This window comes from Limnobacter alexandrii (assembly GCF_005871185.1).
In the GTDB taxonomy this organism is placed as follows: domain Bacteria; phylum Pseudomonadota; class Gammaproteobacteria; order Burkholderiales; family Burkholderiaceae_B; genus Limnobacter; species Limnobacter alexandrii.
The window spans coordinates 22,748-48,761 of sequence record NZ_SWKN01000014.1; the positions used below are offsets into that span (position 1 = coordinate 22,748).

Below are 26,014 nucleotides of genomic sequence, written 5' to 3' on the forward strand. Positions count from 1 at the left end.
GCCACAACGCAAGACATTTACATAATCTAACAACATGGGGTGACCCACCTATCCCCCCAATCGGGTTAGCTAAGGGTTAAACCGGCTGCGGATACTACTTACTGCAAAAATTGCACCCAAAACAAAGGCGGTGAACATGCCCACTGCCCCCTCGTAAACCGTATTCGGAAAGCCATAAAACTTCCAGACCACTGTTACAAACACACCAGTACTCGACATGCAAAGCATTGCGAGGGAATTCAGCTTGGCGCCCAGCACTTGCCAAATCAGAATCGGGACAAACGCAGCACCCAGAGTACCCCAGGCCCAAACCACCAGCGAGAACACGCTTTGCTCGCTCCACAAGCCGATGCCCAAGGCAAACAAGGTGGTTAAACCGGTGGCTGCTTTCAACAGCCACCGATTCTCGGAAGGCCGGGAGGGCAAATCCTGGGTCAGTGCAGAAGAACACGACAGCACCAGCGAATCGGCGGTGGACATGGTGGCGGCAAAAATACCTGCCAACATCAGCCCAGCCAACCACGCTGGCAATAAATCGCGCGCCATGTTGGGCAGGGCCATTTCAGGATCGAAGCTGGCACTTTCACCAAAATACAAACGACTGAGTAAACCCACTGCGGTCGCAAAGCAGTAAAACAACAGGTAATAGCTGTAATACCAAAGGCGCACCTGGTTCATCTGCCGGGTGTTTTGCAGGGCCAGAAAGCGGCTGACAATGTGCGGCTGCCCCAACGCTGCTGCACCCGCAAACATCCAGCCCACAACGAAAGCCACAGGGCCAGCCCAACCGGAAATGTCCAGGCCGGTGGGTTGTGGGCTCATGAAACCATCAATGGCATTGGCCTGCTGAAGCACCGCTTGCAAACCACCCAGATGGCTCACCGCGGCAATCAGCAACACCACCATGGATGCAACCATCAACAGCGATTGCATGGCATCAGTCCAAATGGATGCACGCATGCCGCCGGCGATGCTGTAGGCAATCACCACCACAGCCACCATGCCCATGCCAATCGCCATGGGAATATCGAGCATGCCTTCCAGTGCTTTGCCACCCGCTGAAATTTGTGCGGCTGCATAGGTGCTTAGAAAGGCTACGCTGACCAGCGCAGCCAGTATTTGCCAACTTCGGCTTCGCGTGCCGCCCCAGCGGGCCAACAAACTGATGATGCCATTGGCATGCACGCGCTCTGCTTCATCGCGCATGCGCTCATGGGCAATTTTTGAAGCAATCAAGTCGCCCGCAATCCAGCCCACCATCAACCAAACCGACTGAATACCCACTGCGTAGGTGTAGCCAATCAGGCCGATGAACATGTAACCAGAGTTGTTGGTGGCCACAGCAGACAAACCCACCAGCCACGGTGGCACACTGCGACTGGCCACAAAATAATCAGCCGCACTGGCCTTGGCCTGCCGGGCCGAACTTAAACCGACCAGCAGCACAAGGCCCAGGCAAATGAAAAAGCTTGCGGCCAAATTAAGCGGGCACCTGCAGGGTCAGGGGCTCTATGGTTCGAGCAGCCAAAAATTCTGGCCGCGGTGCATCAGCGGCATACGGCGAATTCAGCGCATTGCTCACTGCGTTGTACACATAGAACAGGTTGGCACGCAAATGGTCACTGGTGTTTTTGCCTGCGCCATGCATCACATTGCAATCAAACAGCAACACCGAGCCTGCGGGTGCAACCACTTCCTGCACGCCACCATTTTCCTCGAGCAAATCGAGAAACAATGCGGGCGGCTTGCCCACGGCCTGCTTTTTGAAGGCTTCACGATAGCCATCGGTGTCTGGTGTTTCTCCGGGACAAGCCACAAAGGTTTTGTGGCTGCGCGGCATGAACTTCAGTGAACCATCCGCTGAAATTTCATCCGTCAGCAGCACTGTGGCGCTAATGGCGCGCATACCAGGCATTCCATCCTCGGCGTGCCAGGTTTCAAAATCACTGTGCCATTCAAAACCACTGCCATACTGCGGACTTTTGAAATTCAGTCGCGATTGGTGAATGTAGACGGAGTCATTGAGCAGAAACTGCACCACTTCCAGCATGCGCGGGTTGCTGGCCGTTTCTTTCAACAAACCTTCCATGCCATGCACACCAAACAGAGTGCGCAACTGATCGCTGTCGGCTTCCTTGATCAACTGACCCGCATGGGTTTGTGCGCAATTTTTGCTTACACGCTCGGCAGCGGCACGCAACTCATCCAGCTCATGCGCTGAAAACACATCGGTCAATACAAGGTAACCATCACGTTCAAACTGTGTCACCTGTTCCTGGGTCAACGGTGAGTCTTCGGTCCACTCGCTGTGTACTACTGGCTCGGCGCGTCGAATCAAAGCACCTTCAGATTTGTCACGTGTGGGATATGGATCTCTTACGGCTGAAACAATCATTGTGTTTTGCCTCCTTTTTATTTATTCGGCCAGCGCAGGGTATGCGCCGGTTTCATCGTGTACCTCCGCACCGGTCACGGGCGGGTTGAACACGCAGGCCATGATCATCGGCTCATCGAACGCACGCAAAATATGCGGGTCATGCAAGTTCAAGGCATACATGGTGCCCGCCTCAATCGGGTACACCTTGCCGTCAATCTTGCTTTCAATTTCACCCTTGCCACTGACGCAGTACACACTCTCCAAATGGTTCTTGTAGTGCATGTGCAATTCCGCCTTGGCGTGAATGGTCGTGATGTGAAAGGAAAAGCCCATTTTGTCGTCTCGCAACAGCATGCGAACACTGTCCCAACCTTTCGAATGAATGTGCTTTTCCGTGCCTTGTACATCGCTTAGTTTTCGAACAATCATGCTTTCACCTTTTTGCTGTTGGCTTCCTTCTCAACTTTGGCGCTAACCACTGCCACGGCTTTTTCCAGAATGGTCAAACCTTTCTTCAGGTCTTCCATTTCAATGTTCAAGGCAGCAAACACTTTCACCACCTGGCCATCATTGCCACAGGTTTCAATAATCATGTGGTGCTTGAAACACTCCGCCACGACCTCATCAGCCAATGCGCCGTTTTGCATTTCAATGCCCTGCATCATGCCGCGACCTTTCACCTGCACGGTGACGTTGTCATTGGCCTTCAAAATGCGATTCAGGCTTTGATTCACCACTTCAGCGCGTTGAGCAATGCCGCGCTCAAATGCCGGGTTGGCCCAATACTTTTCAAGCGCAGCTGCGGCAGTAATGAACGCATGGTTGTTGCCGCGGAATGTGCCGTTGTGCTCGCCCGGTTTCCAGAAATCAAGGTCGGGGCGAATCAGCGTAACCGCCATGGGCAAGCCCATGCCTGACAGTGACTTTGAAAGGCAGATCAGGTCGGGCTCAATGCCCGCTTCCTCAAAACTGAAGAACGAACCTGCACGACCAACACCGGCCTGAATTTCATCAAGAATCAACATGGCGCCCGCCTTGCGGGTTACCTTGGCCAGGTTCTTCAACCACTTCATTGAGGCCGGGTTCAAACCACCCTCACCTTGCACACCTTCCACAATCACAGCCGCCGGTGCGTCCTGACCACTCGACTTGTCGTTCAGCATCTTCTCCAGATACTCAGTGGTGTCCACACCCTCGCCCATGTAACCGTCATAAGGGTAACGGTCTACACCGCACAAGGTAGAGGCTGATGGTGTGCGGTGATGCGTATTTGCCGTACAGGCCAGCGCGCCTTGGGTTACGCCATGAAAGCCATTGGTGAAGGCAATAATCTGCTTGCGCCCGGTAATTTTGCGCGCCAGCTTGATGGCCGCCTCAACCGAGTTGGTGCCAGTGGGACCAGTGAACTGAATGCGGTACTGCATGCCACGCGGCTTCAAAATATGGCGGTTGAATGCATCAATGAACTTGGCCTTGGCAGCGCTGTGCATGTCCAGGCTGTGGCCGATGCCGTCATCTGCGATGTAGTCAAGCAATGCCGATTTCATCTCTGGATCGTTGTGCCCGTAGTTCAACGAGCCTGCCCCAGACAGGAAATCGAGATAATCCTGACCATTCATGTCGGTCATGTAGCTGCCCTTGGCCCGCACAAACAGGGTTGGAAAGCTGCGACAGTAGCTGCGCGCCTCCGACTCGTTTTTCTGGAATGTGCGAATTTTGCTCAGGGTTTGAAAGTCGATTGACTTGCTTGAGTCACTCATTGTTGTACTCCTTGAGTTTGTAGGAATGTCGCCAGAGGCGTAGTTGGCAAAGCAATTTCCACCAGCACTTCGGTGTTGTGTCGCCCGCCAAAATGAGACTGTTCTTCGAACCAGTCTTGTGAAGACAAATCACTGCCCCAATCGCGAGCCAATGATTTGAAAAGGCCCCAAGACGCCGCATTGTCGGGCGTAATGGATGTGTGAATTTTGCTGATCCCGTTTTGTTGCGCCAGCACCCAATTGATCAGGCGCTTGCCCAGACCAAGTCCGCGGGCTTTTTCACCCACGGCCACTTGCCATACGAAAAAAGTGTCTGTCTGTTTCGGAGGAATGTAGCCAGAAACCCAAGCCACCACCTCGCCGTGCAGGGTCGCAACCACGCAGGTGGGCGCAAAATGACTGCACTGAAGCAAATACAGATAATGAGAATTCAGGTCGAGAGGCTTGCAAGCGTCCACAAGATCAAAAACGGCGGTACCGTCTTCGAGCACGGGATGTCGCAAAACGACATCAGTGTTTGACATTTGGATGAGATGGCTCTGTTATTGGCAGACCCATTTGTTATTAACAAATAAACTACTTCTCATCCTTTCGTAAAAGCTCCTTGAATTGAATCAACAATTTAAAGAGTTTTTATGAAAGAACAATTCAATAATAGTTTATTTTATAAACGATTGCAAATCGTCCTGTACAAACCCCGAACAACCCCGCAACTGTTAAATTTGGTGGGATTGCTCTAAGCGCTGGAATTTTCAACTCACCAGCCCTGTTAATCACTACAATTCATCAAAATGAATTAAATCACCGGGTTAGCGCGCATGGACAGCACCTTACAAGATTCCCTAATTTCGCTTCGCCGAATTATTCGCGCCACAGAATCAGGCGCCCGTGAACTGGCCAAGAAGGCTGACATGGCCACGTCTGAATTGCTGACATTGCAATCGGTGGCTGACAACCCGGGCATTTCTCCCGGTGAACTGGCCAAGTCGCTGAGCCTTTCCCCGGTTACCTCCACCGTCATTCTTCAAAAGCTTGAAAGCCGCGGTTTGATCGAGAAAATTCGAAGCACTGTCGACAAGCGCAGGCTTGAAGTGGTGCTCACCGAAAAAGGCAAGCACGAGGTGAATGATGCGCCTTCCAGCCTGCAAACGCGTTTTGCTGAACGCTTTGCTCAACTGCAAGGCTGGGAGCAACACCAGATCGCTTCGGTGCTAGGGCGTGTAACCGCCCTGTTGGGCGCTGAGGCCATTGATGCCTCGCCCATTCTGGATGTGGGCGAGATCGACAAACCAGTGAAGTAAAACATGTCAAATATGAATTGACTTATTGTTTATTTTTTTTAATAATTGTTTCCAATTTACAACAATTCACACTTTCTGGGTTTGACTGGGCTTCATGTTTGATTTAGGCGCATTTTTTCGACGCAACAGAAAAGTATTGTGGTTTGCAATTGCAGCATTCATGGGGACTTTTGTGTCTATTCAAGTCAGCAAGGCGCTGGCCACGCGCGACTCGAACTACGGTGAAATAGCCGAGTGCACCTATGTGCATCAGGCCCCCGAGCTTCAAACTCCGCTTACCCAGCAAGAGCCGGTCAGCAAATACTGCGCCAAAAAAGGCTGATTTACGCCCATCACATGGCCTCGACCAAAACCTGGTTCTTCCCGGTTTTTTTTGCCTGATACATCAATTGATCGGCCCGGGTCAATACCTTTTCCAGACTGATGTCTTCAAAGTTGCTCACTTGCAAAACGCCAACACTGGCAGACACCGGCAATGCCGGACAGGTGTAATCAGTGGCTTCGGCAATGGCTGCCTTGATACGTTGACCCAGGTTTTCTGCCACGTCCTGCCGAATGGTGCCCAGGCTCAAGACCACAAATTCGTCCCCAGCCAATCGATACACCTTGTCATCAGCCCGCAGACGAACTGACAACTTGCTGCTGATTCGCTTCAACAATTTGTCGCCAGTGGCATGACCCAGGGTGTCATTGACCAGTTTGAAATTGTCCAGATCGAGAAAAGACAACACGAAAGGCTCTTTGGCATTGAGCGTGCGCCACACCGCCGCTTCAAGCGCCTTGCGATTCAAGCTGCGGGTTAAAGGGTCGGTCAGGTTTTCCTGACGCAGCGATTTCGAGCTGGCCTGAATTTTCACGCTGACGCCATAAAACTGAATTGGCAAGACCATCAGCAAAAACAAATTGGCGTACACCAGTTCAAGATGAGCCTGCCAATACGGCACAAACACAGCCAAGCCCAGCACAATCAGAACACCAAGGCCAATGTGACAGGCCAGCATACAGGGCCCATAACGGATACCCCGAATCAGGGCAACCACAGCGATCATTGGAGAAAGCACGGAGAGGAATTCCGGGGCGACCACCAGGCCCCAAGCAATCAGAGGCAGGTCGGAACAGTAACTGAGAAGTTCAAATTTCTCCCAGTGGCGCTCACGGTTTGAAATCAGCCACGCTTGTGCCAGGGCCAAATGAAAATAAATACCCAGCATGACCATGAAGGCCATGAGCGCGCTGCTGCCGACTATTGCGCCGCCGGGTGAAAGAAAGAATACGATCAGAAACGACAGGCCGGCAAATGCCATTCTCTGCCTTGCGCGAGAGGCACTGTCGGAAATATCAAGAACGTATTTTAGTTTGAACATGCGGTTGAGATATCTCATGGTGCACCACCGGGGGAGTATCCCCCCGGTGGGTGTGTCAACTCATGATCTCAGTGACGCATTACTGCCTTCCAGTTCCCAAAATCGATCAGGCTGCAGCCACCGCCAGGTCTTCAAGGTCGGTGGGAATGTCAAAGTCCAGCAGGCGCTCAACATTCAACACCAGAACAAACTCCTCATCCACCTTCCCGATGCCACGCAAAAAGTCGGTTCGCACACCTGCGCCGAATTGCGGAGGCGGGGCAATGAACTCGGCGCCAATATCGACCACGGCATTGACCGCATCAACCATGAAACCAACCACCTGCGTTTCCTCAGCCATTTGCGACTCAAGAATGACAATGCAGGTGCGCCGGTTGATCTCGGTTTTGCCTTGCCCGAACCGGGCACTCAAATCCACCACGGGGACCACGGACCCCCGCAGGTTGATCACACCACTGATGCATTGCTGCATCATGGGCACCACCGTAATGCGGCCAAACTCGATGATTTCCTTGATTCGGAGAATTTCCACCGCCAGCTTTTGACCATGTACCTGAAAGGTCAGGTACTGGTGGCTGGCGCTGTCACTCTCCATGGCCTTGGCCAATTGTTCATTGACATTGCTCATGGTAGATACTCCTTTTAGAAATCGTCGAAACTGTCAAAACCATCCACGCTGGCGTGGCCTTTTGACTTGTTCGCTGCTGGTTTGCGCTCAACAGGGCTGGCTCCGCGGCTGCCTGATCGACCCGTCCCGGTGTCAAAGAAGCTCATTGCGTTGTTCAACATGCCAGCCTGGCCACTCATTTCTTCTGCGGTTGCAGCCAACTCTTCAGACGCGGCTGCGTTCTGCTGGGTTTGCTGGTTCAGGCTCATCATGGCCTGGTTGATTTGCGCCACACCGTTGGTTTGCTCGTTCGATGCTGCAGTAATTTCCTGAACCAGGTCTGATGTCCGGTTAATCGCCGGTACCATTTCCTGCAACAGGCTACCTGCACGCTCCGCCTGCTTCACGCTGCTGCTGGCCAAGTCACCGATTTCCTGTGCGGCCACTTGGCTGCGTTCTGCCAGCTTGCGTACTTCGGCTGCCACCACTGCGAAACCTTTGCCGTGTTCACCGGCGCGGGCCGCTTCGATCGCTGCGTTCAAGGCCAGCAAGTTGGTTTGGTAAGCAATGTCATCCACGATGCCGATTTTGTCCGCAATCGCTTTCATGGCGTTCACGGTCTCGGTCACTGCGCGGCCACCCTCTTTTGCCTCTTCAGCAGCTTTGGTCGCAATTTGGTCGGTCACGCGGCTGTTCTCGCTGTTCTGCTTGATTGAACCGGCCATTTCTTCAATACTGGCTGACACTTCTTCAACACCGGCAGCCTGGCTGCTTGCGCCCTGCGACAGGCTCTGTGATGTTTTGGAAATTTCGCGTGCGGCATTGGTGAGTGAATCTGCGTTACCACGCACTTCCTGAATCACGTCACTCAAACGATCAATCGTCATGTTCACGTCGTCTTTCACTTCACCGAACAAACCTTTGTAGTCCGCTGTAATCTTCTGTGTCATGTTGCCGTTGGCCAGCAACTTCAACACGCGGCCCACGTCTTCCAGGCCCACAGAGGTGGTGGTCAACAAACCGTTCACGTTTTGTGCCAAGGTTTTCAGGAATCCTTCCTTGTCATCTTCTCGAATGCGATCGCTGAAGTCGCCCTCGGATGCACGGCCAACGATTCCGGAGATTTCATTCTCGATTGCCACTTCACCGGTGCGGTCACTCCACTCCACCACCGTGCCCAAACGCTCACCTTCTTCGTTAATCACTGGCGATGCGATCAAACGGAAGCTGAGCTCACCCACTTTGATACCGGTTCTCAAAGGTGAATTGAGGGCAGACAGCATGCTGCGCTGATGTGCGGGATTTTTGTGGAATACATCAATGTTGGCTCCAATCAGTTTGCGCACGTTGAAGTTGGGCAAGCTCTTGCGAATCATGTCCTCATTGCGCGTCATCATGGTGTTCAGCGAGTTGTTCAGATAAGTGATGTGGTTCTGATTGTCGGCAATCATCACGTTGGTGGTTACTGAATCCAAAGCAATCCGAATTGCCAGATTTTCTAGTGCTGTCTTGCGTTCTTTCTCTGCACGCTCTTCTTCGCGCTTGGCCATGGCCACTTCACCTGTGCGGTCTTTCCACTCAACCACAGTACCCACGCGGGTGCCAGAAGTATCAAACACCGGGGTTACCAACAAGTTGAAATGGCGTTCACCAATCGTCAGGTTGGTGCTGTAGGAATCGCGCAGGCGGGCCAACATGCCACGCTGGTGGCTTGGCACTTTGTGGAAGCTGTCAATGTTGGCACCCAGAATTTTGCGGGCATCAAATTGTGGCAAGTCTTTCTTGATGTCGGTCTCTGCTTCCACCAACATTTTTGACAGCGAATTGTTCACATACACAATGTTGTAGTCGGCGTCGGCAATCATCACGTTGGTGGCCACGCTTTCCAGGGCTTGAACCTGGCGTTGCGCAAACATGGTTTCCGCTTCCAGTTTCTTCATTGCATCGCGAATGGCTGAGGGCAGTTCATCGGCTGCGCCTTTCAGCGTTTCTTTCTTCCACAGCTGGTGTACGCTGCGCACGGCAGTTTCTTCCACCTTGCGGGCGCGTTCATTCACGCTGGCAATCATCTCGTTGATCTTGGTGACCACTGACAACACATCACCGCTCAGGTCTTTGGTGGGCAATGCCTGCAAAGGCTTTTCCAGATTGGTTTTCAAGCCGGAAATTTCCACTTCCAGGCTGTCAGCAACCATGGCCAGCTGACCGCTTTTCAAAAAATCAAATGCACCCATGTTCGTTTTCCTTTGTAAAATTACGCGTTGGCCTGCTCAAGGCTTGCTGAAATACTGCTGACTTCTGTGATTAATTTAGGTACATCTATGATCAAGGCCACATCCCCGTTGCCCATGATGGTGGCCCCGCTGATTGCCCTGTTCTGTTCAAACAAGTTGCCCAGTGGCTTGATCACTGTTTGTGATTCGCCGTGTAATTGATCGGCCACAATGCCGGCTTTCACACCGCCAAAGCTGACCACAATAATGTTCTCGCGCTTGGGTCGCTTCGCGTCGGGATGAAACACCTTGCGCAAACGCACTGCCGGCAGAAACTCGCCACGCAAGTCGTAATGAATGTCCATGCGATCGTCGGTGCCCAGTGCATCCACTGGCAATTCCAGGCATTCACGCACATAGGACAGTGGAATCACATACACCGAACCACCCACGCCAATCATGAAACCGTCAATAATGGCCAGGGTCAGTGGCAATCGAATTTCGAAGGTGCAACCGTTGCCGGGGCGTGAACGCACCTGCACGGAACCTCGCAGTGCTTCAATGTTTCGCTTCACCACATCCATGCCCACACCGCGACCAGAAATGTCAGTCACTTTGTCTGCCGTGGAAAATCCAGGTGCAAAAATCAACATATTCACTTCAGCATCGCTGAGCATCTGCTCGGGCGTCACAATGCCCTTCTCAATGGCTTTTTTCAGAATTTTGTCGCGTGCCAACCCACGGCCATCGTCGTTCACTTCAATCACAATGTGGCCACTGTCGTGGTAGGCATTCAATTGCAAACGACCCGTCGCAGGTTTGCCTGCTGCCACGCGTTCTTCCGGTGTTTCAAGGCCATGGTCCAAGGCATTGCGCACCAGGTGCATCAAGGGGTCGCCAATTTTTTCAACAACCGATTTGTCCAGTTCGGTGTCTTCACCTGAAATTTCAAGTTGAATTTGCTTGCCCAAGCCCATGGCGGTGTCGCGCACCACGCGCTGAAAGCGCTGGAATGTTTCGCCAATTTGAACCATTCGCAAGCCCAGTGCACCATCGCGAATTTCCTCGATCAAACCAGCCACTGCGCTGGTTGATTCCAGCATGGCGGTGTGGTTCAAATGTTTGGCTTGTTCAACAGTACCCGCATTGGCAATCACCAGTTCGCCCACCAAATTGATGAGTGCGTCCAGTTTGTCAGAAGGTACACGGATGAATGAACTGGTCGGTGTGGCCTTGCCTGCGGCTTTGGACTTGCCTGAAGCCGTGGCAACAACCGCGCCTGTGTCCTCAATCACCTCGGGCAGTGTTTCTTCTTGGGGTCTGGGAAAGCCTGCCTCTTGCAACAGTTCTGTGGCGCGCGCGGCACCCTCGGGCAGAGCATTCACCAAATCGTCCCACTGCGCAGGTGTGCAGTTGTGGGCAAGTATTCGAACCTTGCTTTCTTCCGTCAAAAACTCAAATGCATCTTCAATACCGGCCTGGCCTTTGTCAGTCACAAACCGCAATTCGAACCCAAGGTAACAAGCCTCGGAATCGAGGTCTGCGAAACTGGGCAAGGCATCCAGCACTGGCACCACGGCCTGCAACTCGCCGTAGGTTTCCATGTATGAAAAAATAGGGGCTGGGTCAAAGCCATCGCACAAGGTGCTGCGGCCCAAACGCACCGACACATGCCAGGTAAGCTGACCATGGTCGGCTTCAACTGCCTTGGCCGCTATGCCGGGCATGGGCTTGTCCTCTTGCAGCAAATAAGCCTTTAAGCGGGCTGTGAGGCCAGCCTGTGCGCCCGCCATCTCAGGGCTGACGTGTTCAGCACTGCCGCCTGCTTCAATGCAATCCACCAGTTCGGAAATGTGATCCCGGCACTCGAGCACCAAGGTACTCATATCGGCGTCAAACGCTATCTCGGCATTGCGTACCCGGTCCAGCACGGTTTCAAGGTCGTGTACAAAATGCGTAATCACCAACAAGCCGAACACACCTGCACTGCCCTTGATGGTGTGAGCAGCGCGAAATGCAGCATTCAATACTTCCGTGTCGTTGGGGTTCTGCTCCAGCTGCAACACATAGCTTTCTACCTCAGCCAGCAGTTGTCGGGCTTCGGTGAAAAATATGCCGCGTGAAGCATCAAGGTCAAGTTCAAAGGCCATGCCTTAGTTCTCCAAAAAACCAGCGTTGATCCAGGACTGCACACCCAGACGAGCGGCCTTCATGGCCACCACTTCCGAGGGCTTGGTCCAGTGCACGCGCAGGTTCACAGCAGGGTCGTTTTGAATGGTCACCAACATTTGCATGCCTGCGGTGTCCACTTCCTGACAGTTGCTCAAATCAAGCACCACTGAAATTCCCTGACTCAAAGACTGCCGAATCACTTCAACCAGGCCTGCGCAATCCGCGATCGTCAGGGTATCCAAGGCCACTTGGGTGTGACTGGTGGATGCAATGCTGTTTTCCATTTCGTTTTCAAGGTCTTCTTGCATAATCAGTTCGCTGTGCATGTGCATCCTCCCTGCGGCCTTAGGCCACCAATTTGTTCACTGCTGCAATCATTTGTTCAGGCTTGAAAGGTTTCACCATCCAGGCTTTCAGGCCCGCAGCCTGCCCTTCGCTTTTCAATTTGTCGTCCGATTCCGTGGTCAGCATGATGATGGGTACAAACTTGTAAGCCGCCATCTTTTTCACCTCGCGTACAAAGGTGAGTCCGTCCATGTTGGGCATGTTCAAATCACTCACGATCAAGCTGATCTTTCGACCATCCAGCTTGGTCAGTGCATCTTTCCCATCGCAACCTTCCACCACGTCAAAGCCCTGGCTTTTCAGGGTCATCGACACCACTTGGCGCAGGGAAGTGGAGTCATCCACGATCAATACAGTTTTGCTCATACGGGTTCTCGTTCCGGGTATTTAGAAAAAGGTGAGTTCGTCATTGCTTGCACTCGGCTTGGCGTTTGCATTGGTGCTGCTTTTGCCGCTGTGGTTTACACGTTCTTCAGCCATGGTGTATTTGCGCTCCAGTTCATGCATCAGCGCGGCCACATTCAGGGCTTCAAGGCCATTGTTCAGCTGGCTTTTCATCTGGGTCAGGCTGTCTTGTACATGGCCCAGAATTTGGGACACACGGTCTTGAAACTGAAAATGCACCACTGCATTGTTCAAGCTGGAAGACACCTGATTGGTGTTGGCAATGATCTGCTCGCTGGCTTGGTGCAGCGGACCTGTAACTTGCTCAAACTGATCAACCACGCCACTCAGGGTTTCACTGGCCTGGCTGAGCACCTTTTCATCGCTGCTCTCCATGCGTGCTGCGCCATCGCCTGCCTTCTTGGCGGCTGTCGCAATCAGTTGAACACGCTCACGAATCTTCACGCCAGTTTCAGCAGACAACATGGAAAGCTTGCGAACCTCGTCGGCCACAATTGAAAACCCCCTGCCGTCTTCGCCCGCGCGAGCGGCTTCAATGGCTGCATTCAAAGCCAGCAAGTTGGTGCGCGCTGCCAGGTTTTCAACGGATGCTGCCATCTTGGCCAACTCCTCGGTTGAGGAAATAAAGCCCTTCACCTCTTGCATGATGGTGGCCTTCTCATCGAAGGAATTTCGAATACTGCTCAGCATGCCATTGAGGCTTTGCGCCACGTGGTCTGCCAGCCCGTTGCTGCCACCTGTGGTGTTACCCAGCACCTGGGCTGCGCCAGTGGCCACACCCACCGTGTCGTTCAATTTGCTGTGAATTTCAGAGAAGGCTTCCGCCAGGTTCACAATGCCCAACTCCATTTGAGAATTGGCAGTGCCCAACTGGCTGTTCAACGTGGGCACCCAAACGTCGGCCAACTGAAGCAGTTCAACTTTCTCAGTGTCTGTTTTACTCAATGTGTTCAGGGTGGAAGACAAAACATCAATTTCAGCCTGCAGTGCCAGCTGCTGTTTTTTTCCAATTTCATGAACGGCCAATGCACACAGCAACAGCGCCGCACTGCCAAAGGCCAGTGGCCACACACTGCCCTGAATAAAGGCACTCAGCACCAGAATTCCTGCCGATGCTGCAATCAAGGCCATGGGCAACACGGCCGGGTTTTGCACTTTGTTTTTATTGTGTTTTTTCATGAACTGACATTCCTATCAATTGTTTGACCGGGCACACTGCGGGTTCAAGGGGAGCGGGGGAATGTTCCAGGGCCTCATACCATCCATTGCACAAAGCACCACGAACAGTGAGGTAGCCAGTGGCTGCCCAGTGATGGAGAAGCTGCAGGAATTCGAATGGGGTGCTGCGCATAAAGTCCTCCGTTGGACCACTTTGTTAAACGCAGTGAACTTAACTATTTCACGCTTGAAGAAAGTTTGCGCCGATACCCATGTGGGCAATAGGGAGAAAAGAAATGGAAAAGGGGGCCAATATTGGGTTAATGCAGTTGGGGGAATGCAAGAAAAGGTTAACTGTGTGAACAAATGTAAAAAACCCGCTGCTGGAGCGGGTTTTGGGGTAATACGGGGAGAAACTTATTGGGCGGTTTCTGGCTTTAAAGTCATGCCCAGTGGCCCCTTGATGGTGCCGTCTTCATTGAGGTCATAAATGGTGGTTTCACCATCGCTGGTAATTTTCACTTTTTTGTCTTCGAGCACATAGGCGGCTTCACGGGTTATGCCCATGGTGGATACATACACTGTACCGTTGCCTTGAAACTCATACTTCTGCAAACCCAGGTCGTCTTTGTAAACACCATCCAGCTTGTTACCGCATGCTGTCAATAAACCGAGCAAACCCAGCATGACGAAGGCGTTACGAATGTTCATGCTCAAATTCCCCTATCAAGATCAGGCCGTCCAAAACTCCTGCAGGGCCTTGGCCGTGCGGATCGGAATTTCAACCATGGGCAAGTGGCCCACGCCGTCAAAAAGTAACACATCCGCGTGGGGAATAATGGCTTGATAAGTGTAAGCGCCGGTGTAATGTACCAGCCGGTCTTCTTTGCCCCACATAATCAGGGTGGGCGCCTGCGTGGCCGACATGCCGGGGCCATTGGGATTGGGGGCATTCACGAACATTTGGTGAAACAAATGCCGGTTCACATGGCGGCGATTGATCAGGTCTTGCGCCATCACCGGGGCCAACGCCAAAGCAATTGCCCGGTTGTGAATGGCCAGGCACATCAATGTGTGTGCACCCGCCAGGCTTTCAACAATCATCGGGTTGCGGCCCTCTTTCAGGCCCGCTTCAAATCGGGTGTGGTCACTGCCCTTGCCGCCCGCCGGGTTCATCAAACACAGCGTTTGAACCAAATTCGCATGGCGCCCCGCCAACAAAGCAGACACCAAACCACCCACAGAGTTGCCCACCACATGGGCTTTGCCTGGCACGTGGTTTTCAATCCATGCGGCAACACGGGCCACTTGGTCGTCCAGCCCATAGGGCACATTGGCATTGAACTGGCTTTCGCCCCAACCAGGCAAATCAAGTACAAACAGGCGGTGCTGCTTCAACAAAAAAGGCACCAGCGACAACCAGTTTTCCTTGTTCGACGCAAAACCGTGCAGCAACACCACGGGTGTGCCTTCGGGGTTACCGCCTTCAAGCCACACCAGTTCATGGTCCAGCACTGTGGCCTGCTGGCGCTTAAGCCCGGAAAGGCCTGAATGCAGTTTGTTGATCAGGGGCACCGCGCTGCGGTTTTTCCATTGGCGAATTTTCAAACCATGCGGCGGACGGGCCAGGCTCAGGTACTTGGGTGCAACATCGTCAAGAAACGCAAGCTCAAGATGATGCATGCCGGCGAACTCTGTGCCAGTGCTGATATTGCCCATGAATCTATATCTCCGGTGGAAATCAAACGTTTGTTTGTTTTATCGACTGTAACATCGCTTGATGTAAAGGTATGGGCATGATGCCTTCCTGTCAACGATAAAAATAGAGGGGTTTTTACTAATTCAGGTGCTGAGTCTGTGGCTGACTCACTCGTCATACGGCTGTATGCCTGTGGCAGTCAGCAGGTAGGCCGCATCGCCCAGTTCGCTGCTGAACTTGCTGGCGGTCAATTCGCCCCACACCCAGTAAGCCTGCATGGCACCCACTGCGGGCTGAGGTTCGCTGAGTTTGACGTGAATGATTTGATTGGCAGGTGGTGGTGGCGTGTGAATGCAGGCACCGAAATACGGCACCAGCAACAACTCGTCTACACCTTTTTCGCTTTGTTCAATCGGAATGGCAAAACCGGGAATGCGCACTTTTTTCCCGGTGTAGGCCGGGTTGATTGGGGCATCGTTCCAGGCTTTGCGCATCTTTTCCAGCGCCTCTTGAGCCTTTGGATCGTTGTCCTGCAGTTCAGCGATATTCATGCCGCGAAATGCAGCCATCGGGTCCCAATCGGCAGGCATCAAGTTGTCCCACTGCAACTCTGGAAAAGCGGGATCAAACTCGGTGGCCTTTTTGGGTGTGCCAGCCAGCCTGTCGCCCACCGCATATTCACCGTCGGTTGTGGCTGCATCGCTGGAAAGCTGGGCCAGTGTCTGTTCCAGTTGGGTAGCGCCCTTGGCGCTTTGGGCTGGTTTACCGAGAAACCAGGATGCAAGGCCATAGCCCAGTGCGGTCAGCACCACCACGGCCACGATCATCACCAATACCTTTCCAATTTTCATGAACAATACACCTGCACGTTACTTCGCTGTTGATTCAATTCGTTTTGGGGTTCAATCCATCTTGCAACTGGTTTCGATAGGCCTGAAACGCGGGCACAAGGCCCAACAAGCTGCCAAATGCGGCAAAAGCCAGCACTGCTATCAAACCCGTGGTCAACTCTGAAAGCCCCACAAGCTGCAATCCGAATTGTGCCTGAACCCAGGGTGCAAGTGCAGCACCGCCCAGCGCAAGTACCAATACGCCCAATGCAACACCCACCCACATTACCAATGCACTCTCGAGGAACAACAAACCAAACACAGTGCGCGGCCCCGCGCCGGTTGAACGCAACACGGCCAACTCGCGCCTGCGCTGCCCCAAGGTCACCAACATGACGCTTGTCAGCCCCAGTGCACTGACCACCGCCACCAAGGCCGCCACAAACAACAACACCCGTTCAACCACACCCACGGTTTGCCACAAAGTGCTTAAAGCCACACCGGGCAATATTGCACTGAGTGCTGCATCGGGCCGGTTTTCAAGCTCGCGCTGCATGCGAAACACCCCTGCCCTGTTGTTCAAACCCAGCAGCACGGCAGTGACTGACTTGGGCTGTAAGTTAAACCTGGTGACATACTCGGCAGGAATTTCTGCACCTGGCACTGGCACACCAGCGGCCCAGTCCACATGAATGGCCTCCATGCCCGCCAGGCTAATGTGCACGCTTTGGTCAACAGGCGTGCCTGTGGCTTGCAACACACCCACCACCGTGAAAGGTTTGTCCGCATGGCTGGGTTCGGTCCGCTGAATTTGCATGCCATGGCTTAACGCAATTTTATCGCCCACCTGGTGTTTCAGGCGTTTGGCCACCTCAGCGCCCAGCACCGCCTCAAACAACACGCTGGCGGGTTTACCCACGCTGTAATCTTCAAAAGAACGGCCTTGGGCAAACTGAAGGTTTTGCCTTGTGCCATACAAAAACTGGTCAAAATAAATTGCCTTGGTGCCCACCACGGCAAAGCCCCGGTATGAATCGCCCAGCGCAATGGGCAGGGCCGACTTCACACGGGGGTCTTGTTCCAGGCGCTCGAACTCGGCATAGGGCACATTGCGCGTGGCCTGGCCGATGCGAAAAACGCTGTAGAGCAACAGAGAAACCGGGCTTGTTTGTGCACCCACTATCAAATCGGTGCCCGCCACTGCATTTGAAAAACTGGCTTTGGCGCTTTGCCGCGCCAAATCGATGCCCAGCAACAGGCAAGTGGAGGTGATTACGCTGAGCAAGAGCAGCAACAAGCTGCCTTTGCGGCTCCAGGCACTGCGACTGGCCAACAAAAACAGGGTCTGTATCATGCCTGCCACTGCTCCATGCGCTGGCGCCTTGCGCAGTGCCGGGCCAAATCGGGGTTGTGACTAACCAGCAACACTGCAGTATTTTGCTGTGCGGCCTGCCCAAGCAGCAGCTGAACAAATTGTGCCTGATGGCCCGCATCAAGTGCCGAGGTGGGCTCGTCGGCAATGATCAAATCGGGTTGTCCAATCAAGGCCCGTGCGGCAGCCACGCGCTGCTGTTGCCCAACCGACAAGGTGGACACGGCTTGATCAAGGTACTTGCCCATGCCCAGGGCATCCAGAAGGTTCTGGGCAGCCTGGTTCACAGAAACACTGTGCTTCAGTGCGTTGCGTTTGCGGCGTTTTGAAAACTTGCAAGGCAGGGTGACGTTGTCAAGCACACTCAAATAGCTGAGCAAATTGAATTGCTGAAACAGAAAACCAATGTGGTCAACCCGCATGGAATCGCATTGACTGGCCGACAAAGCGCCCAGGTTTTGGCCCATCAAACAGACCTCGCCACTTTGTGGCAACAGCACGCCTGCCATCAAATTTAGCAGGGTGGTTTTGCCGCTGCCACTGTCACCTTCCAGAAAAACCGTGTCGCCGGCCTGCATGGAAAACTCGGGAACCCTCAGCTCAAACCCGCTGTTGGCGTATTTGAAAGCAATGTTCTCGCAGTGAAGAACTGCTGCGGTCATTGAACCACCAAGGTGCTCTGTTTGGGGGTGAGGCTTACGCCAATCTGCCCCGTGGGAAACAGGGCCTGGACTTCAATTTTCTCGAAGCCAGAAAACTGGCGAAACACGCGCACATCGATGACCTTGAGTTTGGCCGGCTCGGCACATTCAAACTCGTAAGCGGCACGGAAGTCGGCATGCCCGTCTTCGGACGCGTGATGCTTGTGATCATCACCGGGACCATGACTGTGGGGATTCAGCACATCGGAATACAGTTTGTAGGACGTCCTTTTGCACTGGGCCTCGGGCGAGAATGCAAACATGCCATTGGCCTGCAACAGTGACTTCACCCTGCGGGCCTTGACCTTTTCCGCATCGGTTTTCGGGCTGTGCTCGAACCCAAGCACATTTTCCAAAGGCGAATACAGACTGATGAAAAGGCCATTGCCGTCCAGCACCACTTCAAGCTCGCCAGCGCCATGCACATGCGCCGCGTCGTTGTGTCGGGAGTGACTGTGCCCACTTCCAGCCCAGGCGTTTCCACCCAACAAGGCCAATGCGGCAATGGTGGCCAGTTGACCAATCCGGGTTCGAACTACATGCTGTGTCATGAATGTCCCTTTGTTGTATTTCGTTGTGTCGACCAATAGACCCACCGCTTGGGCAAGAGGTTCCCGAAGCAAACCCGCCTACACTGGCCCGAATTCGCGCCAGAAACCCTTGTAAATGGCTTGTTCTGCATCACCACGCTTTTCCAGCGGACAGGCCAGGCGGACAATCATTTTATGCGCCAATTCATTGTAGGCTTGCCAGAACACCTCGGGTTTTGCGCCGGGCAAATCCACAAATTCCGACACCTCAATCCGGTCAAAATACTGATCGGCCTCTTCAAGCCAACTGGCCGACACTGCATTGGCCACTTGCAGGGCCACCTGCTCGGCCCGCGCCGTGTCGGCTTTGAAGGGCAGAATGATTTCAATGGTGTACAAACTGAATTTGCCCAACATGGACAAATGCTTGATGGTTTGTGTCAACACCATGGCGTTGGGCACGGCAAGGCGACGCCCCGTGTATTTGCCCGACATGCCTATTTCAAACAGCTTGGTGCTGAGCAAATCGATGTCAATTACCCGGCCATTTTGTGTGCCAATTTCGATGTAATCGCCAATCCGGAACGGCTTGGACAGTGAAATATTCACATAACCCAGCAAGCTGAGCACCACTTCCTTGCCAGTAATGATCATTGCACCTGCAATGGCCACCACACTGAGAAACGCACCCGTAATTTGCGAGGCCCACACCGAAATCAGCAGAAAAAACACCGACATTCGAACCAGGTTCTTCAAGAAAACAAGTTGCGAGCGCGCCTTTTCAGGGTGATAGGGGTGGAGTTTGCGCAGCGACCAGGACAAAGCCCGGTTTACAAAGAAACCGCTGGCCATCAACCCGAAGGTGATGGCCAGTTTGATCAAAAACAGGGTGGTGGGATCTTTCAGTAATTCCATGCCTGCTATGGTAACAGGGGAAGGCCTCCAATCAAGGGCAAACCACCGCCTGAACTGTTGCCTTCCTGGCATGCATCTGCATTCTGGTAGCTGGCGTCGATCACTTGGTCAATCCATTGATTGATCAGTGCCACACCTTCGGTGTGAACCACGCTGCGTGCCAGCGGTGGCATTTTCGCAGCCAGCTCCACGGCCTCGGGGCCCATGCGATAAGGCACAATGGAATCGCTCGACATGGCCGGGTGAATGTCATAAGTGCGGGTGCCCCGCCCTTCCGAGCCACTGGCCGTTGGCTTTTTACAAATACCATAGGTGCTGTCCACCGCCCGGAACACATCCACATAGAAGCCCGTGTTGGAGGCCTGCCCATTCACGTTGTGGCAATGCGCACAGTTCACTTCCAGGTAAGCACGCGCGCGCGCCTCAATGTCACCTTTCGAATTGGCTGGCATGCCTGAATCGCCCGGATTGTTGAACCTCGGAATGTGGTTCACGTTGGTGGCCACCTGGCGCTGATCCAGATTAAAACTGCTGGGGCAACCATTCATCAAACCGGTTTCGCACATGAACTTCAACTGGTTTTTGCCACTGACCGGGTGTTGGGCCTGACCGGTGAACAAGGGTGATTCATTCAAATAGGCACGGTTCAAATTGCGTGGCTTGGGGCCAATCGGTGCCGAACCGGGGTCCACATCATTGTTGCTGTGGCAAATGGCGCATTGGCTGGCATTGGGGAACATGTAGGCATTGGTGCTGCCCACCTGCCGCTTGCCAGAATCCACGTCCACATAGTCCCAGGTAGCCGCCGCGCTTCCACCAAACTGGGTCAGCACCGCCTTGCGTTTGCCATTGCCCGCATCTTGCCAAATGTACTCCAGCGCTTCCCAATAGTTTTGACCATCGGTGCGTTGGCGCTTGATCAGCAAGCGTGTTTCATAAGGCGTTTCACGTGCGGCGGGTTGATCCACGAAGGAGAAAGTTTTCACAATGATGGTGCCCACCGGAAACTCGATGGTGGAATTCACGCGGCTTTCTTCGTCTTCCAGGAAGCGGGCCTGCTTGCCCTCCGGAATAAACATCACGCGGTGCTTGATGGAGTAATCGCTGAACAGTTTGCTGTTCAACACATACGGCATGCCCTGCCCGTTGGGTCGGCTGGCCGGGTTTTGATCATCGGCAAACAGGTTGTACTGGGCCAAATCAGGGCAGTTCACTTGCGCTGCGGCCTCGTTAACTACGCCTGCCTTCAAGGGCACCTCACACAAAGCCTTCACAGCCTCTGCGGTAGGCTCGGGCGCAAACTGGCCACTGGGCACAAAGGGCTCGAATTCAAAGTCGGGCAAGCGCGGCAAATCTGCGCCAAAGCGGGCCATGCAATCGTGTTTGCTGATGTCGAACTCACTGGGCAACAGCGGGATGCCTGTGGCAATCGACTGAATGTATTCGAGCGACAAATTGGCTGTAGGGTCGTTGGTGTTCAGGTTGATCACCGCATCCAGGCCGCGAGTGCCGTGGAAGTTGGAAAAGGCCAAACTGTCTGAACCAAAATTGTTGTTGGGGTTGATACAGCTGAACCACCAGGCTGGCACTTTGCGTTGGCCGTTGGTCTCGAACTTGTATTTGTTGTAGCGGCAACTGGGGTTGGGGTTGTGGTTGCCCTGAATGGGTTTTCCATCGGCATCCACGGCTACATTGTCGCCATTGCGGTCTTTGGGCAAATCGCAACTGCTGTTCAGCGTGTCGGTATAGCCGTCCCACACAATGTGCGCACCCCGGTAACCACCCCCACCCAAGGCGTTTTTCAAACCCACCACCGCCGGAAAGGCGCTGGTTACCTGCCCACCTTGAGTGGCCAGAATGGATGCAAAGTCTGGCTGCGGCAAATCATTGCCATTGTTGATGAAGGTGTTGTCAAAAATGTTCACCGCCTCGGAGTACACATCCATTCGACGATCGCCGTTCTCGCCCAGCAAATCATAGCTGGTCAAAATAATGCCAGCGGTGCCGTTGTTCTCGAACACGTTGTCGTAAATATCAATTTTGTCGTAAGCCAGCGTAATCAGGCCTGAACCACGCGGCACGTTGGCCACGATCGAACCGGGCACGGCAAAGTTGTAGGTGTTGTTGTTGCGGGAAATGTTGTTGTACACCCGTGAGCGCGAGCCATACTGCGTCAGGTTGTCCAGGTCGTAGACCAGAAAACCACCGGAATTGCATTCGGCCAGGTTCTCGGAATATTCACCATCCACCACGTTCTCAATCTCGAACCCGAACACGTTGAAGGCTGCCCGGCTTTTGCGAATTTTGGCAATGTTGGTTTGGCCCACATAAATGCCGGCATCAGAGGCACCAATACTTTCAGTTTCTTCAACCAAAATGTTACGGCTTTCAACCGGGTAAATGCCGTAGCGGCCAGACGCCGTGCTTACCGTGTAGTCAGGCGAAGTGTTGTCGGTTTCCAGCGGGTTGGGGTTGGCCGGGTTGTGGCGTGCAGGGTCCGTACAGGCCACCTTGATTTCATCGCGGAAGTTGGCCGCAGTAATTGGGCGCTCTTCGGGCAACTTGCGGCCGCTGCTCCAAATGGCACGTACTTTCTTCAAGGTACCGTGGTTGACGCCCTTCATTTTGAAGGCATCACCCGGTGAATCACCAATGGTCAGGTTGCGCACAGTAATTCCGCGCACGTTCGACGCCAGAAAGCCCTCTTGCGAGGTGCTGTCGCGAAAAGACAGGAAGGTTTCGTCCATGCCACAGCCTTCAATGATCACATCCTCGGTGGTTGTAATCTGAATGCCGGTTTTCAAATCGAAAAAGCCGCAGTCAAACCGCAAAATGTCTTTGGGCTTGAGCTGCACCATGGCCTTGACCATTTCCTCGGTGGCATTCGGCCCGGGCTCGATCAGGAACACCCTGCCCGTAGACTCGGCCGGGTTGATCACCGTGCCTCCACCAGCGGTATTGGTGGGGTCATCGCCGCCTGAAGACAAGCATGCGCTGAGCGCCAGTGTGGACAGGGAAAGGAGTACTGCTTGCAGTGCACGTTTGGAGTGAGCCACGTCCAACCTCGATCTTGTTATATGCATATGAGAAAAAACTGCTTGCCTGTACCTGTTACCACGCTAGAATCAGATTGGATTTGGCATTGTGTCGGCTAATTGACACTGCATGCGTCATGATTCATATTCGACCCGTAACGTGAACAAAAGCATTCACTCAAATAAGAACCGGAGGGACAGCAATGACTGATTTGAAACAACGCGCCGCACGCCTGCTGGCGGGCATGGCACTGGCTGGCAGTGGCTTGCTGTTGGGCACTGGCGCCATCGCCAACGAAATGACACCCGAGAAAAAACTGCAGGCCGCCAGCCTGGCTGCCACTTGCGCCAACTGCCACGGCACCAACGGCGTAGGCGTGCAAGGCAGCGCAGTCACCGGGCTTGCCAACCTGAGTGTGGAATACATCAAAACCAATATGATCTGGTTTAAAACCGGGCAGCGCCCCGCCACCGTGATGCATCAACTTGCCAAGGGCTACACCGACGAGCAAATCGACATCATCGCCAACTACCTCGGCAAAAAAGACTAAGGAGCGCACCATGCAAAGAAGACAATTTTTACAAACCAGCGCACTGGCCACAGCCCTGTTGGGTGGCATGCCCTTGTCAGCCACCGCAAAAACCGCCAAAGGCAAAGTGGTGGTGATTGGTGGTGGTTACGGCGGTGCCACTGCGGCCAAATACCTGCGCATGCTTTCGGGCAACCAGCTGGATGTGACCCTGGTTGAACCCAATTCCACTTTCATTTCTTGCCCAATGAGCAATTTGGTGGTGGGAGGCATTCGCAAGATCAACGAAATCAGCACTCCCTACACCGGCCTTTCACGCAACCACGGCGTGAAAATGGTGAAAGATTACGTGACTGCCATTGACGTTGAAAAACGCACTGTGAAACTGAAAAACGGCAAAACCCTGCCCTACGACAAACTGGTGTTGTCGCCCGGCATTGATTTGCAACTGGACAAAATCGAAGGCTTGGCCGCAGCCAATGCCAGCGGTCAAATCCTTCAAGCCTGGAAAGCCGGCCCAGAAACCGTGGGCTTGCGCAAACAATTGGAAGCCATGCCCGATGGCGGCACCTACATTCTGAACGTACCCCTGGCCCCCTACCGCTGCCCCCCCGGCCCTTACGAGCGCGCGAGCATGGTGGCCAACTACTTCAAGCAGTACAAGCCAAAATCGAAAGTGCTGTTGCTGGATGCAAACGCCGACGTGACGTCGAAAGGCAAGCTGTTCAAAGGCGTTTGGGAAAGCGAGTACAAAGGCATTCTGGAATATCGCCCCAACATGAAAGTGACTGGGGTGGATGGCGCGACGAAAACGGTTCGCTTCGAGTTTGAAGACCCCATCAAAGGCGATGTACTGAACATTCTGCCCGACCAGCGCGCAGGCAAACTGGCAGTCGATTCCGGCATTGCCAACCTGAACAATCGCTGGGCCGAAGTGAACTACATGACCTTCGAATCGACTGTTGCGCCCAATGTGCATGTGATCGGCGATTCAGTGCAAGGCGCACCCTTGATGCCGAAAAGCGGCCACATGGCCAACAGCCAGGCCAAAGTGGTTGCGGCCGCCATTGTTGCGCAGCTTAGCGGCTGGGAACCCAATGCCACACCCTTGACCAACAACACCTGCTACAGCTATGTCACTACCAGTAACGTGATTCACGTGGCCAGCGTGCATGTGTACAACGCCGAGAAGAAAACCTTCTTGACTGTTGAGGGTTCAGGCGGCGTGTCTGCCGCACCCAACGAGCTGGAAGGCACTTACGCCTGGAACTGGGCCCAGAACATTTGGGCGGATACGCTGGTGTAGCACGCGTTCCAACATCAGTTCAAATCGGGAAGGCCAGCAATTGCTGGCCTTTTTTTATCGTCAGAAGACCCCGTATTTACCCTGTGTAGTGTTCTATTTACTCAACAGGACACTTTTTTGACCGTTAATTGAATTGTAGTAAATGCGCATACAAGCGTAATTTAAACAAAACGAGCCAGTAATCCTGAAAGTATTTTGGAAAAGGGACAATCAAATGGCCAGTCAAACACCTGTCAATGGTCACCCAAAACTGGGCATGGCCGATGTTGCAAAACTTGCTGCCCGCGAGGGTTACTTGTTTGGCTTAAGCTTTCTGTTTCGCCAACGCGTAGCGCAATTCGTGCCTGAATTCAGCCCAAACTTCCACAACCGCCAGTTGCCCATTGTGTTCATGGTGCCGGGTTACATGGAAAAACCGGGTTGCTTTGCCACCCTGTATGAAGAATTGCTGTGGAGCGGCGTGCGAGTGGCCTTGTATCAACCACGCTATGTGTTGGCCTCGGTGCACGACATGGCACGTGATTTCGGGCACTACATGGACACGGTGCTTGGCCAGCCCGAATGCGAAGGTGCAAACACCTACCTGGTGGGCCATTCCATGGGCGGCTTGATCGTACGCAAGGCCATGAGCACGCGGTGGCACAGCCAAACCCAGGTGCAACACCTGTTCACCCTGGCTTCGCCCAACAATGGCACGCGCATGGCCCACCTGGGTGTAGGTGACTGTGCCGCAGACATGCTGCCCAACAGCGACTTTTTGAATCAACTGAATGTGGAAGACGACTCGCACCGGCAAAAAATGAGCAGTGTGATCGCCATTCCCGATGCGCTGATTTTGCACCACCGGTATGCCCATCTCGAAGGCGCAGCCAACCATGTGATCGACCGCACGGGCCACATGGCCTTGCTGGATGAACCCAGACTGATTGAACTGTTAAAACGAAAAATGCAGGGCCAGAACCCGCATCAATTATTGGGCGCCTGATTCGCCAAAGTGATTAGCTGCGCTTGCTGACCGATTTGAAATACAACTCGGACTGCATTTCACGCACATGCACGCTGATTTGGGTTTGCGGTCCACCGGTTTGAAGGCAGGTTCTTTCAAGCACCTTGAGCAGCACTTGGCCCAAGTGCTCTTGAATTGAAAACTCCCGCCCACTGAGCAGCTCGACTGTGGCTGCCACAAATGCATGATCTCCGCTTTCAGCGGCGGCCACGCCCATGCGGTAGGAACGCAAGCCATGAATACGGGTTTTGATGTCGGCATCCATAAAAATACCCAAACCCATCAAGGCTTTATTGACCTGAAGCAGCACCCAGGACTCGTCCAGATGGTGCAGATTGTCACTGTATTCAATTGTGATGTGGGGCATGCTCAAAGCCTGTTTATGTGA

26 protein-coding genes are annotated in these 26,014 nt (G+C 53.5%); 5 read left to right on the top strand and 21 right to left on the bottom strand.

Annotated elements, in window-relative coordinates; all coding sequences use genetic code 11:
- Positions 1–69 precede the first annotated feature (69 nt).
- The 5 genes from FCS97_RS16270 to ectA are packed head-to-tail and all read right to left on the bottom strand — an operon-like array spanning position 70 to position 4,661.
- A complete protein-coding gene (locus tag FCS97_RS16270; protein ID WP_138519489.1) occupies positions 70–1,479 on the bottom strand; it encodes a sodium/proline symporter in 1,410 nt (469 codons plus the stop codon).
- 1 nt (position 1,480) lies between these two features.
- Entirely contained in the window at positions 1,481–2,395 is a 915-nt protein-coding gene (locus tag FCS97_RS16275) for a phytanoyl-CoA dioxygenase family protein (protein WP_138519490.1), read from the bottom strand.
- 21 nt (positions 2,396–2,416) lie between these two features.
- Positions 2,417–2,806, bottom strand: coding sequence for an ectoine synthase (locus FCS97_RS16280; RefSeq protein WP_138519491.1), 390 nt, complete (start codon positions 2,804–2,806; stop codon positions 2,417–2,419).
- Complete coding sequence (ectB, locus tag FCS97_RS16285) at positions 2,803–4,137, bottom strand: diaminobutyrate--2-oxoglutarate transaminase (RefSeq protein ID WP_212746507.1); 1,335 nt, start codon at positions 4,135–4,137, stop codon at positions 2,803–2,805. The genes FCS97_RS16280 and ectB overlap by 4 nt, the downstream gene beginning before the upstream one ends.
- The gene (ectA, locus tag FCS97_RS16290; RefSeq protein ID WP_138519492.1) at positions 4,134–4,661 is read right to left on the bottom strand and encodes a diaminobutyrate acetyltransferase; all 528 of its coding nucleotides are present in this window, start codon (positions 4,659–4,661) and stop codon (positions 4,134–4,136) included. The genes ectB and ectA overlap by 4 nt, the downstream gene beginning before the upstream one ends.
- Before the next feature lie 294 nt (positions 4,662–4,955).
- On the opposite strand from ectA, the gene FCS97_RS16295 reads away from it, so the two are divergent.
- Together FCS97_RS16295 and FCS97_RS16300 are read left to right on the top strand one after the other, a co-directional pair.
- Positions 4,956–5,438 (top strand): MarR family winged helix-turn-helix transcriptional regulator, encoded by a 483-nt coding sequence (locus tag FCS97_RS16295; RefSeq protein ID WP_138519493.1) that lies wholly within the window; start codon positions 4,956–4,958, stop codon positions 5,436–5,438.
- 94 nt (positions 5,439–5,532) lie between these two features.
- The gene (locus FCS97_RS16300; RefSeq protein ID WP_138519494.1) at positions 5,533–5,760 is read left to right on the top strand and encodes a hypothetical protein; all 228 of its coding nucleotides are present in this window, start codon (positions 5,533–5,535) and stop codon (positions 5,758–5,760) included.
- 10 nt (positions 5,761–5,770) lie between these two features.
- Here FCS97_RS16300 and FCS97_RS16305 read toward each other — a convergent pair whose 3' ends face one another.
- The 15 genes from FCS97_RS16305 to FCS97_RS16375 form a co-directional block, all read right to left on the bottom strand.
- Positions 5,771–6,820 carry a GGDEF domain-containing protein gene (locus FCS97_RS16305; RefSeq protein WP_138519495.1) on the bottom strand — a complete coding sequence of 350 codons (1,050 nt, stop codon included), beginning with the start codon at positions 6,818–6,820 and terminating at the stop codon, positions 5,771–5,773.
- 88 nt (positions 6,821–6,908) lie between these two features.
- Positions 6,909–7,430, bottom strand: coding sequence for a chemotaxis protein CheW (locus tag FCS97_RS16310; protein ID WP_138519496.1), 522 nt, complete (start codon positions 7,428–7,430; stop codon positions 6,909–6,911).
- Between the two features lie 14 nt (positions 7,431–7,444).
- Positions 7,445–9,643, bottom strand: coding sequence for a methyl-accepting chemotaxis protein (locus FCS97_RS16315; protein ID WP_138519497.1), 2,199 nt, complete (start codon positions 9,641–9,643; stop codon positions 7,445–7,447).
- Between the two features lie 20 nt (positions 9,644–9,663).
- The gene (locus FCS97_RS16320; protein WP_138519498.1) at positions 9,664–11,772 is read right to left on the bottom strand and encodes a chemotaxis protein CheA; all 2,109 of its coding nucleotides are present in this window, start codon (positions 11,770–11,772) and stop codon (positions 9,664–9,666) included.
- Between the two features lie 3 nt (positions 11,773–11,775).
- Positions 11,776–12,120 carry an STAS domain-containing protein gene (locus FCS97_RS16325; RefSeq protein ID WP_171035353.1) on the bottom strand — a complete coding sequence of 115 codons (345 nt, stop codon included), beginning with the start codon at positions 12,118–12,120 and terminating at the stop codon, positions 11,776–11,778.
- Positions 12,121–12,139: 19 nt separating this feature from the next.
- Positions 12,140–12,505, bottom strand: a complete 366-nt coding sequence (locus FCS97_RS16330) for a response regulator (protein WP_105028561.1) — start codon at positions 12,503–12,505, stop codon at positions 12,140–12,142.
- Between the two features lie 21 nt (positions 12,506–12,526).
- Positions 12,527–13,723, bottom strand: a complete 1,197-nt coding sequence (locus tag FCS97_RS16335; RefSeq protein WP_138519500.1) for a methyl-accepting chemotaxis protein — start codon at positions 13,721–13,723, stop codon at positions 12,527–12,529.
- A 396-nt stretch (positions 13,724–14,119) separates the two neighbouring features.
- Positions 14,120–14,413 (bottom strand): LPS-assembly lipoprotein LptE, encoded by a 294-nt coding sequence (locus tag FCS97_RS16340; protein ID WP_138519501.1) that lies wholly within the window; start codon positions 14,411–14,413, stop codon positions 14,120–14,122.
- Between the two features lie 21 nt (positions 14,414–14,434).
- The gene (locus tag FCS97_RS16345) at positions 14,435–15,421 is read right to left on the bottom strand and encodes an alpha/beta fold hydrolase (protein WP_138519502.1); all 987 of its coding nucleotides are present in this window, start codon (positions 15,419–15,421) and stop codon (positions 14,435–14,437) included.
- A 147-nt stretch (positions 15,422–15,568) separates the two neighbouring features.
- Entirely contained in the window at positions 15,569–16,252 is a 684-nt protein-coding gene (locus FCS97_RS16350) for a DUF3299 domain-containing protein (protein ID WP_138519503.1), read from the bottom strand.
- Positions 16,253–16,286: 34 nt separating this feature from the next.
- Entirely contained in the window at positions 16,287–17,585 is a 1,299-nt protein-coding gene (locus FCS97_RS16355) for an ABC transporter permease (protein ID WP_171035354.1), read from the bottom strand.
- Positions 17,582–18,265 (bottom strand): ABC transporter ATP-binding protein, encoded by a 684-nt coding sequence (locus tag FCS97_RS16360; protein ID WP_138519504.1) that lies wholly within the window; start codon positions 18,263–18,265, stop codon positions 17,582–17,584. The genes FCS97_RS16355 and FCS97_RS16360 overlap by 4 nt, the downstream gene beginning before the upstream one ends.
- Positions 18,262–18,855: a DUF2796 domain-containing protein gene (locus tag FCS97_RS16365; protein ID WP_138519505.1), complete on the bottom strand. Its 594-nt coding sequence runs from the start codon at positions 18,853–18,855 to the stop codon at positions 18,262–18,264. The genes FCS97_RS16360 and FCS97_RS16365 overlap by 4 nt, the downstream gene beginning before the upstream one ends.
- A gap of 78 nt (positions 18,856–18,933) precedes the next feature.
- The gene (locus FCS97_RS16370) at positions 18,934–19,749 is read right to left on the bottom strand and encodes a mechanosensitive ion channel family protein (protein WP_171035355.1); all 816 of its coding nucleotides are present in this window, start codon (positions 19,747–19,749) and stop codon (positions 18,934–18,936) included.
- Between the two features lie 5 nt (positions 19,750–19,754).
- A complete protein-coding gene (locus FCS97_RS16375) occupies positions 19,755–22,805 on the bottom strand; it encodes a parallel beta-helix domain-containing protein (RefSeq protein WP_212746508.1) in 3,051 nt (1,016 codons plus the stop codon).
- 182 nt (positions 22,806–22,987) lie between these two features.
- Here FCS97_RS16375 and FCS97_RS16380 point away from each other — a divergent pair, with 182 nt between their 5' ends.
- The 3 genes from FCS97_RS16380 (at position 22,988) to FCS97_RS16390 (ending at position 25,605) form a co-directional block, all read left to right on the top strand.
- Entirely contained in the window at positions 22,988–23,335 is a 348-nt protein-coding gene (locus tag FCS97_RS16380) for a c-type cytochrome (RefSeq protein ID WP_246066413.1), read from the top strand.
- 10 nt (positions 23,336–23,345) lie between these two features.
- The gene (locus FCS97_RS16385; protein WP_171035356.1) at positions 23,346–24,620 is read left to right on the top strand and encodes an NAD(P)/FAD-dependent oxidoreductase; all 1,275 of its coding nucleotides are present in this window, start codon (positions 23,346–23,348) and stop codon (positions 24,618–24,620) included.
- Between the two features lie 214 nt (positions 24,621–24,834).
- Positions 24,835–25,605, top strand: a complete 771-nt coding sequence (locus tag FCS97_RS16390) for a lipase family alpha/beta hydrolase (protein WP_138519508.1) — start codon at positions 24,835–24,837, stop codon at positions 25,603–25,605.
- Between the two features lie 13 nt (positions 25,606–25,618).
- Here the strand turns inward: FCS97_RS16390 and FCS97_RS16395 are convergent, their stop codons facing one another.
- Positions 25,619–25,993, bottom strand: coding sequence for a 5-carboxymethyl-2-hydroxymuconate Delta-isomerase (locus FCS97_RS16395; protein WP_138519509.1), 375 nt, complete (start codon positions 25,991–25,993; stop codon positions 25,619–25,621).
- Positions 25,994–26,014 lie beyond the last annotated feature (21 nt).

What these genes read in the sequence shown, in the direction of transcription:
- FCS97_RS16395 (WP_138519509.1), bottom strand. Translation starts at nt 25,993, where the DNA reads ATGCCCCACATCACAATTGAATACAGTGACAATCTGCACCATCTGGAC.
- FCS97_RS16355 (WP_171035354.1), bottom strand. Translation starts at nt 17,585, where the DNA reads ATGATACAGACCCTGTTTTTGTTGGCCAGTCGCAGTGCCTGGAGCCGC.
- FCS97_RS16330 (WP_105028561.1), bottom strand. Translation starts at nt 12,505, where the DNA reads ATGAGCAAAACTGTATTGATCGTGGATGACTCCACTTCCCTGCGCCAA.
- FCS97_RS16295 (WP_138519493.1), top strand. Translation starts at nt 4,956, where the DNA reads ATGGACAGCACCTTACAAGATTCCCTAATTTCGCTTCGCCGAATTATT.
- FCS97_RS16280 (WP_138519491.1), bottom strand. Translation starts at nt 2,806, where the DNA reads ATGATTGTTCGAAAACTAAGCGATGTACAAGGCACGGAAAAGCACATT.
- FCS97_RS16345 (WP_138519502.1), bottom strand. Translation starts at nt 15,421, where the DNA reads ATGGGCAATATCAGCACTGGCACAGAGTTCGCCGGCATGCATCATCTT.
- FCS97_RS16385 (WP_171035356.1), top strand. Translation starts at nt 23,346, where the DNA reads ATGCAAAGAAGACAATTTTTACAAACCAGCGCACTGGCCACAGCCCTG.
- FCS97_RS16305 (WP_138519495.1), bottom strand. Translation starts at nt 6,820, where the DNA reads ATGAGATATCTCAACCGCATGTTCAAACTAAAATACGTTCTTGATATT.
- FCS97_RS16335 (WP_138519500.1), bottom strand. Translation starts at nt 13,723, where the DNA reads ATGAAAAAACACAATAAAAACAAAGTGCAAAACCCGGCCGTGTTGCCC.
- FCS97_RS16310 (WP_138519496.1), bottom strand. Translation starts at nt 7,430, where the DNA reads ATGAGCAATGTCAATGAACAATTGGCCAAGGCCATGGAGAGTGACAGC.
- FCS97_RS16370 (WP_171035355.1), bottom strand. Translation starts at nt 19,749, where the DNA reads ATGGAATTACTGAAAGATCCCACCACCCTGTTTTTGATCAAACTGGCC.
- FCS97_RS16300 (WP_138519494.1), top strand. Translation starts at nt 5,533, where the DNA reads ATGTTTGATTTAGGCGCATTTTTTCGACGCAACAGAAAAGTATTGTGG.
- FCS97_RS16350 (WP_138519503.1), bottom strand. Translation starts at nt 16,252, where the DNA reads ATGAAAATTGGAAAGGTATTGGTGATGATCGTGGCCGTGGTGGTGCTG.
- FCS97_RS16340 (WP_138519501.1), bottom strand. Translation starts at nt 14,413, where the DNA reads ATGAACATTCGTAACGCCTTCGTCATGCTGGGTTTGCTCGGTTTATTG.
- FCS97_RS16275 (WP_138519490.1), bottom strand. Translation starts at nt 2,395, where the DNA reads ATGATTGTTTCAGCCGTAAGAGATCCATATCCCACACGTGACAAATCT.
- FCS97_RS16325 (WP_171035353.1), bottom strand. Translation starts at nt 12,120, where the DNA reads ATGCACAGCGAACTGATTATGCAAGAAGACCTTGAAAACGAAATGGAA.
- ectA (WP_138519492.1), bottom strand. Translation starts at nt 4,661, where the DNA reads ATGTCAAACACTGATGTCGTTTTGCGACATCCCGTGCTCGAAGACGGT.
- FCS97_RS16365 (WP_138519505.1), bottom strand. Translation starts at nt 18,855, where the DNA reads ATGACACAGCATGTAGTTCGAACCCGGATTGGTCAACTGGCCACCATT.
- ectB (WP_212746507.1), bottom strand. Translation starts at nt 4,137, where the DNA reads ATGAGTGACTCAAGCAAGTCAATCGACTTTCAAACCCTGAGCAAAATT.
- FCS97_RS16390 (WP_138519508.1), top strand. Translation starts at nt 24,835, where the DNA reads ATGGCCAGTCAAACACCTGTCAATGGTCACCCAAAACTGGGCATGGCC.
- FCS97_RS16320 (WP_138519498.1), bottom strand. Translation starts at nt 11,772, where the DNA reads ATGGCCTTTGAACTTGACCTTGATGCTTCACGCGGCATATTTTTCACC.
- FCS97_RS16360 (WP_138519504.1), bottom strand. Translation starts at nt 18,265, where the DNA reads ATGACCGCAGCAGTTCTTCACTGCGAGAACATTGCTTTCAAATACGCC.
- FCS97_RS16315 (WP_138519497.1), bottom strand. Translation starts at nt 9,643, where the DNA reads ATGGGTGCATTTGATTTTTTGAAAAGCGGTCAGCTGGCCATGGTTGCT.
- FCS97_RS16380 (WP_246066413.1), top strand. Translation starts at nt 22,988, where the DNA reads ATGACTGATTTGAAACAACGCGCCGCACGCCTGCTGGCGGGCATGGCA.